Source organism: Sphingomonas sp. CCH9-F2 (assembly GCF_001556735.1).
GTDB classification, from domain to species: domain Bacteria; phylum Pseudomonadota; class Alphaproteobacteria; order Sphingomonadales; family Sphingomonadaceae; genus Sphingomonas; species Sphingomonas ginsenosidimutans.
In genome coordinates, this window is the sequence record NZ_LSJO01000061.1 from 1 (window position 1) to 9,531 (window position 9,531).

At 65.8% G+C, this 9,531-nt stretch carries 11 protein-coding genes; 7 read left to right on the top strand and 4 right to left on the bottom strand.

The genetic code is table 11. The features are described from left to right. The 3 genes from AX685_RS20775 to AX685_RS01865 all read left to right on the top strand — a co-directional run. The coding region (locus AX685_RS20775; RefSeq protein ID WP_197418447.1) for a sterol desaturase family protein at positions 1-241 on the top strand (241 nt) is incomplete at its 5' end. Beyond that, positions 162-596 carry a DUF2141 domain-containing protein gene (locus AX685_RS01860; protein WP_082740430.1) on the top strand — a complete coding sequence of 145 codons (435 nt, stop codon included), beginning with the start codon at positions 162-164 and terminating at the stop codon, positions 594-596. The genes AX685_RS20775 and AX685_RS01860, both read left to right, overlap by 80 nt. 68 nt (positions 597-664) lie before the next feature. Beyond that, positions 665-1,549: a MipA/OmpV family protein gene (locus AX685_RS01865; RefSeq protein ID WP_231738504.1), complete on the top strand. Its 885-nt coding sequence runs from the start codon at positions 665-667 to the stop codon at positions 1,547-1,549. Between the two features lie 55 nt (positions 1,550-1,604). Here AX685_RS01865 and AX685_RS01870 read toward each other — a convergent pair whose 3' ends face one another. Then, positions 1,605-2,006, bottom strand: a complete 402-nt coding sequence (locus AX685_RS01870) for a GNAT family N-acetyltransferase (RefSeq protein ID WP_066484790.1) — start codon at positions 2,004-2,006, stop codon at positions 1,605-1,607. 73 nt (positions 2,007-2,079) lie between these two features. Beyond that, positions 2,080-2,487 (bottom strand): rhodanese-like domain-containing protein, encoded by a 408-nt coding sequence (locus AX685_RS01875; protein ID WP_066484793.1) that lies wholly within the window; start codon positions 2,485-2,487, stop codon positions 2,080-2,082. Positions 2,488-2,570: 83 nt separating this feature from the next. On the opposite strand from AX685_RS01875, the gene ftrA reads away from it, so the two are divergent. The 4 genes from ftrA to thiC all read left to right on the top strand — a co-directional run bounded on the left by ftrA (position 2,571) and on the right by thiC (position 8,148). After that, complete coding sequence (gene ftrA, locus AX685_RS01880) at positions 2,571-3,548, top strand: transcriptional regulator FtrA (RefSeq protein WP_066484796.1); 978 nt, start codon at positions 2,571-2,573, stop codon at positions 3,546-3,548. Between the two features lie 328 nt (positions 3,549-3,876). Beyond that, positions 3,877-4,938: a ferritin-like domain-containing protein gene (locus tag AX685_RS01885; protein ID WP_066484798.1), complete on the top strand. Its 1,062-nt coding sequence runs from the start codon at positions 3,877-3,879 to the stop codon at positions 4,936-4,938. Positions 4,939-4,999: 61 nt separating this feature from the next. Next, on the top strand, positions 5,000-6,034 hold the full coding sequence (locus AX685_RS01890) for a ferritin-like domain-containing protein (RefSeq protein ID WP_066484800.1): 1,035 nt from the start codon (positions 5,000-5,002) through the stop codon (positions 6,032-6,034). Positions 6,035-6,237: 203 nt separating this feature from the next. Beyond that, a complete protein-coding gene (gene thiC, locus AX685_RS01895; RefSeq protein WP_066484802.1) occupies positions 6,238-8,148 on the top strand; it encodes a phosphomethylpyrimidine synthase ThiC in 1,911 nt (636 codons plus the stop codon). Positions 8,149-8,153: 5 nt separating this feature from the next. On the opposite strand, the gene AX685_RS21340 is transcribed toward thiC, so the two are convergent. After that, positions 8,154-8,552 (bottom strand): hypothetical protein, encoded by a 399-nt coding sequence (locus tag AX685_RS21340; RefSeq protein ID WP_156445603.1) that lies wholly within the window; start codon positions 8,550-8,552, stop codon positions 8,154-8,156. After that, entirely contained in the window at positions 8,549-9,256 is a 708-nt protein-coding gene (locus tag AX685_RS20780; RefSeq protein ID WP_082740431.1) for a DUF433 domain-containing protein, read from the bottom strand. The genes AX685_RS21340 and AX685_RS20780 overlap by 4 nt, the downstream gene beginning before the upstream one ends. Between the last annotated feature and the right edge of the window lie 275 nt (positions 9,257-9,531).

The following is a 9,531-nucleotide window of genomic DNA, read 5'->3' on the forward strand; positions in this document are numbered from 1 at the left end:
CCCGCGGTTCATGTGGGGGGGGATAGTGGGGCGCTGGCTGATCACCGCCAGCCACCATCAGCGGCATCATGAGCGGTACGGGTGCAATTATGGACTGTATTTCCGGTTCTGGGACCGCCTGTGCGGCACCGACGAGGGGTTGGGGGATTTCGCGCGCGCGCATGCGCAGGCTGGCCGTCGCGGGGGCGATGGCGGTCGGCGCGATGCCGCTGGTGGGGGCGGCGCCGGTCGGGGCGCTTGACGTCGCGCTTGACCATCTGCGCTCGGCGAAGGGGTCGATCCGCGTCTGCCTGACCGCGGACCCGGACAATTTCCCCAATTGCATCGACGATCGTCACGCGGTCACCCGCTCGATCCCCGCCGATCAGCACAGCTTCCGCTTCGGCGCGCTGCCGCGCGGCGATTATGCGATCGCGGTGATCCATGACGAAAACAACAACGCGAAGCTCGATACGTTCGCGGGCATTCCGAAGGAAGGGTTCGGCTTTTCGCGCAACCCGCCGATCCGCTTCGGCCCGCCGCGCTTCACCGCGGCGCGCTTCACGCTCGACAGTGATGCCGAAATGCAACAGGTGACGATGCGCTACATCCTGTAGCGCGGCGACACGGAACCGGAATTCTTTCTCCTTTGTTGCGCCCCGGTATCATTCCGGGGGAAAGTTCCGTGTCCATCCTGCCTCATGTCGCGATCCGCGCGACGCTCGCCGCCGCGCTGGCGGTGCTCGCCGTTCCCGCGACCGCGCAGACCGTCAATGCGCCCGCCGAACCCAATGCGATGCCCGATCCGGCGATGGGCGGCGATACCGTCACCGTCGCGATCGCCGGCGCGTATCTGCCCGATTACGAGGGGTCGGACGACTATCGGCTGGTCCCCGGCCCGGCGGCGATCGGCTCGGTCGGCGGCCATGCCTTCACTATCCTGGGCAACCGCGCCTCGATCGACCTGATCCCCAACCAGCCCGGCCCGACGTGGGACGTGCAACTGGGGCCGGTCGGCGTCATCAACTTCAACCGCAACAGCGTGAACTCGATCGACGATCCGCGGATCAAGGCGCTGGGCAAGGTCGGCACCGCGATCGAGCTGGGCGGCTATGCCGGGATCGGCAAGACAGGGGTGCTGACCAGCCCCTATGACAAATTGTCTGCCTCGATCAGCTATCGCTACGACGTCAACGGCGTGCACAAGAGCGGCATCCTGACCCCGTCGATCAACTATTTCACCCCGCTCAGCCTCAAGGCCGCGGTCGGTCTGTTCGCCGCCGCGGAGCGGGTCGAAAGCAAGTTCGGCCAGACCTATTTCTCGGTCGACGCCGCCGCCGCGGCGCGCAGCGGCCTGCCGCAGTACCAGGCGCGCGGCGGGTGGAAGCACTGGACCGTCGGCCTGGCCGGCACCTATTCGCTGACCGGCAACCTTTTGAAAGGCGTGAAGCTGATCGCGGGCGGCAGCTACAAGCGCATGCTGAACGACTATGGCGATTCGCCATTGGTCTCGATCGCCGGATCGCGCAGCCAGTGGCTGGGCGCGGTCGGCATCGGCTACACGTTCTGAGGGGATATCGGCAGGCTTACGCCGTCTCGACGGCTTTTCGGCAGGCGGTCGGCGGTTATGTCGTGCGGAGCGTAAAGCGTGCCTTGCGGAGGACCGTCGCCCCTTCGCGCCGATAGAACCGGATGGCGCCTTCGTTCCATTCGGGCGTCTGCCACTGGATTTCGGCCATGCCCCGCGATGCCGCAGTGGCGCGCACCGCAGCCAGAAGTTGCGCGCCAACACCCCGCCCCCGGCACTGCTCCTGCACGAAGAGGCAATCGAGGTAGAGGAACGACTGTCCGCTCCACGTCGAAAAGTCCGCCGTCGCAGTGGCATAGCCCACCGGTTCGCCGGTCTGCGTAGCGATCCAGGCAGTAAGAACGACCGGCGGGTCGTCCAGAGCGGATCGCAACGCCGCTTCGCTGACATTGGCCTCCCCGCATTCATATTCGGCATGGCGGCGGATCAGCGGAAGCATGGCCGCCGCGTCGGCTCCGCTGGCAGGACGGACGCAGACGGGATCGTGGCGGCTGCCTGTCGGGATGTGCGGATCAGGCACGCGGTTGATGGCTTTCCAGCGGGAAGCCCTCGTCGATCCAGCCTGTCACGCCCCCGGTCATGATCTTCACCGGCCGACCCAGCCTTGCCAGGCGAAGTGCGCCCCGCGCCGCGCCGTTGCAATGCGGGCCCGCGCAATAGGTGACGAACAGCGTATCGGCCGGCCACGCCGCCATCTTGGAGGCGATGATCTTGCCGTGGGGCAGGTTGCTGGCGCCCGGCACATGTCCTTTGTCAAACATGTCGGGACCACGCACGTCAAGCAGGACGAAACCGGGCTCCGGGCGCGACAGCGCCTCGTGGACGTCCCAGCAGTCGGTCTCGAAACGGAAGCGATCGGCGAAATGCGCCTCGGCCTCCGGGGCCGAAGCTGCGGGTATGTCGATGACGGCGTTGGTCATGAAGCGTCTCCTGTGGGCGCCCCTTCATGCCGGTGCGGCGGCGTCGCTGGCCAGTGACTGCATTGCCGTTTATCGTAAGGATCATGCCAATCGCTGCCACCGCAACCGATCACTTGGTCGTCGCGCTCGCATATGACGGGCTTTGCACCTTCGAGTTCGGCATCACCGCCGAAGTGTTCGGTCTGGAGCGCCCTGAGATGGGGGACGACTGGTACAGCTTCACCACGTGCCCGGAGCGTCCCGGCCGTCTCGCGACCAATGCGGGCCTGGCGATCCACGTCGATCACGGCCTGGATATGTTGAGCGCGGCGACGACGATCGTCATCCCCGGTTGGCGATCGGATGGGGCGGCACCATCAGATCCGCTGCGTAACGCTTTGCTCAATGCGCATGCCCGCGGCGCGCGTCTGGTTTCAATCTGCTCGGGAGCCTTCCTGCTTGCGGCCACGGGTCTGCTCGACGGTCGTCGCGCGACAACGCATTGGCGCTACGCCAAGAGTTTGCAAACGGCCCATCCGGCCGTCGTTGTTGATGCCGATACACTCTATGCCGGTGATGATCGTATCTTCACGTCGGCCGGGTCAGCAGCCGGGATCGACTTGCTGCTCCATCTGGTCCGCCTCGACTTCGGCCCGGACGCCGCGAACATCGTCGCGCGACGCTTGGTGGTTGCCGCTCATCGCAGTGGAGGCCAGGCGCAATTCATCGAGCGTCCGGTCCTGACGCGCCCGGATGGCGTATTGAGGCCTTTGCTCGACCGGCTTCGCAGCGATCCGGCCGCGCGGTGGACGATCGGACGGATGGCGCGCACCGCCGCCATGAGCGAACGCACATTGGCGCGGCGCTTCCGCGAAGAAACGGGTGAAAGCCCGTTGGCGTGGCTGACCGCGCAGCGGCTCGCCCTGGCGCGCGATCTCCTCGAGACGACGAACCTGTCGATGGAACATATCGCCGACCGGGCCGGCATGGGAACCGCCACCAATCTGCGCCTGCACTTCACGTCGACGGTCGGGATACCGCCAAACCTCTATCGCAAACAATTTCGACGTGCCGACGCCTGAAACGCCGCGGGTCCGTTGCTGCGTGACGCAACGGTGGCGGGTGTGCCGCGCGCCACGGTGGCGGTTGCACCACGTATGTCACGTCCGCGACGGCACGGCCCATGTCGGGAAGCATGTCGACGGCGATCTGGATCGGCCGCACGCGATCGTGACTCACCACATCGCGCGGGGCAACCCGCAGGAGTGGAAGCGCCAGCGAGGCACCTGCGCCGATTTCGCCGCTTGGGCGTTTCCCTTCGGCGCGCGGGTGGATATGCCCCTCGCCCTGCCGTATCGCACGCGTTAGGGGTGCGAGGCTTTGGCCAGTGAGAGTAGGAAAGGGTCTGCGATGACGGATAGCGAGCATCAGATGGAGGCGCCGTCCGCGCCCGAACCGCGCCGCGCGTCCCGGCGGTCCTTCTTCACCGGCGCGCTGGGCACCGGGCTGGCGGCGGCGACGCTGGCCGGCCGCGCAGTGGCACAAACGACGCCGGCGCCGTCCCCCTCGCCCTCTCCGTCGCCTTCCCCCTCGCCGTCGCCCACCGGCACACCGACGCCGGGGCTGAGCGACGTCGACATCCTGAACTTCGCGCTCAACCTCGAATATCTTCAGGCGAATTATTATTCCTACGCGATCGGCAGCGGCGCACTCGCCGCCACCGACATCAGCGGCACCGGCACCGCCGGGGCGGCAAGCGGCGGTCGGGCGGTGTCGTTCGGCACCGAAACCGTGATCCAGGCCTATGCCCGCGAAATCGCCGCGGATTCGCTGGCGCAGGTGCGTTTCCTGCGCGGGCAGCTGCCCAGCACCGCGGTGATCGCGCAGCCCGCGATCGACCTGTCGGTCAGTCCGACCAGCGCGTTCAGCGTCGCCGCGCGCCGCGCCGGGATCATCGCCGGCACCGGCGATTCGTTCGACCCTTACGCCTCGGTCGACAATTTCCTGATCGGCGCCTTCCTGTTCAAGGATGTCGCGGTCACCGCCTACAAGGGCGCGGCGCCGCTGATCTTCAACAAGACCTTCCTGGAGTCCGCGGCCGGGATCATGGCGACCCACGCCTATCACGCCGCGACGATCCGCACCTTGCTGTACCGCCGCGGGCAGGCGAACGCGGTGCTGATCCCGTGGACGACCGGCATCGCCGCCGCGCGCGACGCGCTGGACGGCGCGCCGACGGAGGATCTGATCCGCGGCATCGCCCCCAACGACGACCAGGGCGTGGCGAAGGTGTCCACCCCCGACGGCGACCGCGCGAACATCGTGCCCAGCAACAGCAACGGCATCACGTTCAGCCGCACGCCGACACAGGTGCTCAACATCGTCTATCTCAACGCCGCGGCGGTGACGTCGGGCGGCTTCTTCCCCAGCGGGGTGAACGGAACGGCCAAGACGAGCGCGGCATCGGGCTGACGCGCCCGGTCGCGTCGCGCCACCCCCGTCTTTCCCCCTTTCCCATCAGGGACATGCCGTCATGATCAAGGATTCCGTCTTCGCCGCCCTCGACCTCGCCAACCAGCGGCGGGCAGAGCGGCGCCGCTTCATCAAGCTGGCCGCCGGCTCCACCGCGGTGGCCGGCAGCCTGGCGCTGCTGTCCGCGTGCGGCGGCAGCAACGACGATAGCACCAGCCCGTCGCCGACCCCGTCACCCTCGCCCACGCCGACCAGCACCGGCGTCGCGACGGACATCGGCATCCTGCAACTGGCGCTCAACCTCGAATATCTGGAAGCGCAATTCTATTCGATCGCGGTGCTCGGCCGCCCGCTGCCCGATGCCAGCCTGACCGGCAGCGTCGGCACGCGCGGCGCGGTGACCGGCGGGCGCAGCGTCGGGCTGACCGGCACGCTGGCCGAACTGGCGCGCGAGATCGCCTATGACGAGATCGCGCACGTCAACGCGCTGCGCAGCGCGATCACCACCGCCGGGGGCGCCGCGCTGCTCATCAACCAGCCCGCGATCAACATCGACGGCGGCACCAACGGCGCCTTCACCGCCGCGGCGCGCGCCGCCGGGCTGGTCGGCGCGACCGAGACGTTCGACCCCTACGCCAACGAACAGAATTTCCTCCTGGCCGCCTTCCTGTTCGAGGATGTCGGCGTCACCGCGTACAAGGGCGCCTCGCCGCTCATCACCAGCACCACCTATCTGGAGGCGGCGGCGGGCATCCTGGCGGCGGAGGCGTATCACGCCGGGCTGATCCGCAGCGAATTGTTCGCGCGCGGCACCGCGGCGCAGCTGGCCGCGAACAAGATCGCCGCCGCGCGCGACACGCTGGACGGCACCGGCACGCGCGATGCCGGGATCGCGGTGGTCGATTCCAGCGGCAATCCGACCGGCGCGTCGAACATCAGCGCCGCCGACGGCAATGGCATCGCCTACAGCCGCTCGACCGCGCAGGTGCACAACATCGTCTACCTGCGCCGCGACGCCGGGATCGGCGGCGGCTTCTTCCCGGCCGGCACCAACAATTCGATCGAGGCATTGCGCACCAGCGGCGCGACCGCCTGATCGGACGCGGCCCTTTCCTTCTTCCCCGGGAGCGCTATGCTGCGCGTCACCCCGGGGGGCCGCTGACGCGCGGCTGAGAGGGGGGCAGCAGCCCCCGACCCGTCGAACCTGATCCGGCGCCCCCTTCGGGGCCCACCGGCGTAGGGAGGGAGCGGCGTCGTGACCGGCAAACCGTCTTCCCTCCGTGAGTAGGAGAAGACGTGATGGCCGACATTCCCGCCCGCGCCGAAATCGGCGTCACCACCGGCCCAATCCGCGGCAGCCGCAAGATCCACGTCGGCCCGCTCAAGGTGGCGATGCGCGCGATCGACCTGGAGCCGTCGTGCGGCGAACCGCCGCTCAACGTCTACGACACCTCCGGCCCCTATACCGATCCCGATGCGCGGATCGATATCATGGCCGGGCTGCCCGCGCTGCGCCGCGACTGGATCGTCGCGCGCGGCGATGTCGAAAGCTATGACGCCCGCGCCATCCGGCCCGAGGATAACGGCCAGCTCGGCCCCGATCGCTCGGGCGGGGTGCAGCCCTTCCCCAATGTCGTGAAGCGTCCGCTGCGCGCGCGTGCGGGCGCCAACGTCAGCCAGATGCACTATGCCCGCCGCGGCATCATCACGCCCGAGATGGAATATGTCGCGGTGCGCGAGAATATCGGGCGCGAGATGCTCAGGGACCATGTCCGCGACGGCGAAAGCTTCGGCGCGGCAATCCCCGATCACGTCACCCCCGAATTCGTCCGTGACGAGGTCGCGCGCGGCCGCGCGATCATCCCGTCGAACATCAACCACCCCGAATCCGAACCGATGGCGATCGGCCGCAACTTCCTGGTCAAGATCAACGCCAACATCGGCAATTCCGCGGTCGCCAGCAACGTCGCGTCCGAAGTCGACAAGCTGGTCTGGTCGATCCGCTGGGGTGCGGACACGGTCATGGACCTGTCGACCGGGCGCAACATCCACGACACGCGCGAATGGATCATCCGCAATTCGCCCGTGCCGATCGGCACCGTCCCCATCTATCAGGCGCTGGAGAAGGTCGGCGGCATCGCCGAGGAGCTGACGTGGGAAATCTTCCGCGACACGCTGATCGAACAGGCCGAACAGGGCGTCGATTACTTCACCATCCACGCCGGCGTGCGCCTGCCGTACATCCCGCTGACCGCGAAGCGCGTCACCGGCATCGTCAGCCGCGGCGGCTCGATCATGGCGAAATGGTGCCTGGCGCATCACAAGGAATCGTTCCTCTACGAACGCTTCGACGAGATCACCGAGATCATGAAGGCCTATGACATCGCCTATTCGCTGGGCGACGGCCTGCGCCCCGGCGCGATCGCGGACGCCAATGACGAGGCGCAGTTCGCCGAGCTGTACACGCTGGGCGAGCTGACCAAGCGCGCCTGGGCGCAGGACGTGCAGGTGATGATCGAGGGGCCGGGCCACGTGCCCATGCACAAGATCAAGCAGAACATGGACAAGCAGCTTGAGGCGTGCGGCGAAGCGCCCTTCTACACGCTCGGGCCGCTCACCACCGATATCGCGCCGGGATACGACCATATCACCAGCGGGATCGGCGCGGCGATGATCGGCTGGTACGGCACGGCGATGCTCTGCTACGTCACCCCCAAGGAGCATCTGGGCCTGCCGGATCGCGACGACGTGAAGGTTGGCGTCGTCACCTACAAGCTGGCCGCCCATGCCGCCGATCTGGCCAAGGGCCACCCCGCCGCCAAGCTGCGCGACGACGCCCTGTCCCGCGCGCGCTTCGAATTCCGCTGGCGCGACCAGTTCAACCTGTCGCTCGACCCCGACACGGCGGAACAGTACCACGACCAGACGCTGCCCGCCGAAGGCGCCAAGACCGCGCACTTCTGCTCCATGTGCGGCCCCAAATTCTGCTCGATGAAGATCACGCAAGAGGTGAGGGACTTCGCCGCGAAGCAGAACGCCCCGGTCGACACCTTTGTCGCGGCCCAATCTTCCCCGAGCTCGCTCGGGAAGGTGCAGCCGAATGGTGAAGGGGAAGCCCCGCTGGACGCCGCGTCGGCGGAGGCCGGGATGGCGGCGATGAGCGAGACGTTCCGCGAGAAAGGTGGCGAGGTTTATTTGCCGGCGGGGTGACCCGATTAACGGCCAATCGATCTAAACTTGTTCCCACTCGCGGGCATTTCAAACACGCCGTTTGCCGTTGTGTTTAGATGAGAAATCATCTGAGGCCACAGTGTCAAAACACGAGCAGCTTGTCGGGGAAGAGGCCACTTTTGCATTGCGGGACTTAAGAAAAAACCAACTAGGCCGGCACGTACAAACAAGTCGCGGGAGGGGCGCTTACGAGCAATATTTAAATCCGCGGATAGAACAGCCCACCCACCCTCTTGACCCAAACGCGGAATCCAGTCCTCGTCCTTCAAATTATGTCGACCAAATTTTCTTCCAAGCGCAACAATTTCATGATCTGGCGTAAAAATGGTGTCGAGCGCCTCTGCGAGGCGTGGGGGAAGATTATGATCCACTAGCAGCTTCACGCTGCTATCTTACCCGCTTTCTTAGCTTCGAACCGCAATGCATCGCGAACAATAGCGGGCTTAAGCTCAAATAGACGAGCTACTCGATCGACCGATCCTTCGGCATCAACCGATTGAGCTAACCGCGCAGTGGGCACGCCCCCCTCGGCAACGATGGGTTGGCCGAAAGAGCGGGCGGGATCGAGAACGATGGTCTTTTTGTGCGGCAGAAGCCACCAACGTGACGCCACATCGGCGTCAAACGAAAGATCCACAAATGATGGTTGTACGATTGTCTTAAAAACCCGCTGCCGGGATCGAAGATCGATCAAGGCTGGATCACGATCCTCCGCTGCAAATTTATCAGTGATCTCTAAGAAGATATTTCTACCATCCGTTTTGAATTTTCGGGTCGAGAAGGGATGGGTGTCGTTAACAAACTCGCTGGCCAATTCGAGGCACCGGCGGATCGTGGGGAGACCAATACCCAGCGTTCGAAGTCCGCGAACCACGCGCGCCTCGATCAAGTCCCGGAATCCCAGAAGAGGCTCATCTTGCTCGCTGCCGTACTGGGCCCGCCACAAAGGCTCCTGCGTTGTCTCAGGGCCGTGATGCTGGTAGCTGTAGCCAAATAGCCAACGCTTCAACGTCGCCGGCGACACGTCCAGCAAGCGTCCGGCCTCAGTGAGCGTGTAAGCGCCGATGCCATATTCGAGATCGCTCATACAATTTTCGTAGCATGCTGGATTCGCGCTGTCTCGCTTCTCAATAATGATCCCGACAAGGCCCAGCCGACCAAGCCTGTTCCTTGTAGACGATGGATCAGTCGAGCTTCACGATCGATCCGGCTCGACCACCACGCCCGACCGGCTGACGCCCAGCGGGTCGGGCTTGTCGGTACCCTCTGACCATTATGCGCGGGCACTATTCCATTTTACCACCCCTGTCCTACACACGCCCTCTTGTGCCTTACCCTGCCGGATGACGCACACCCCCGCAC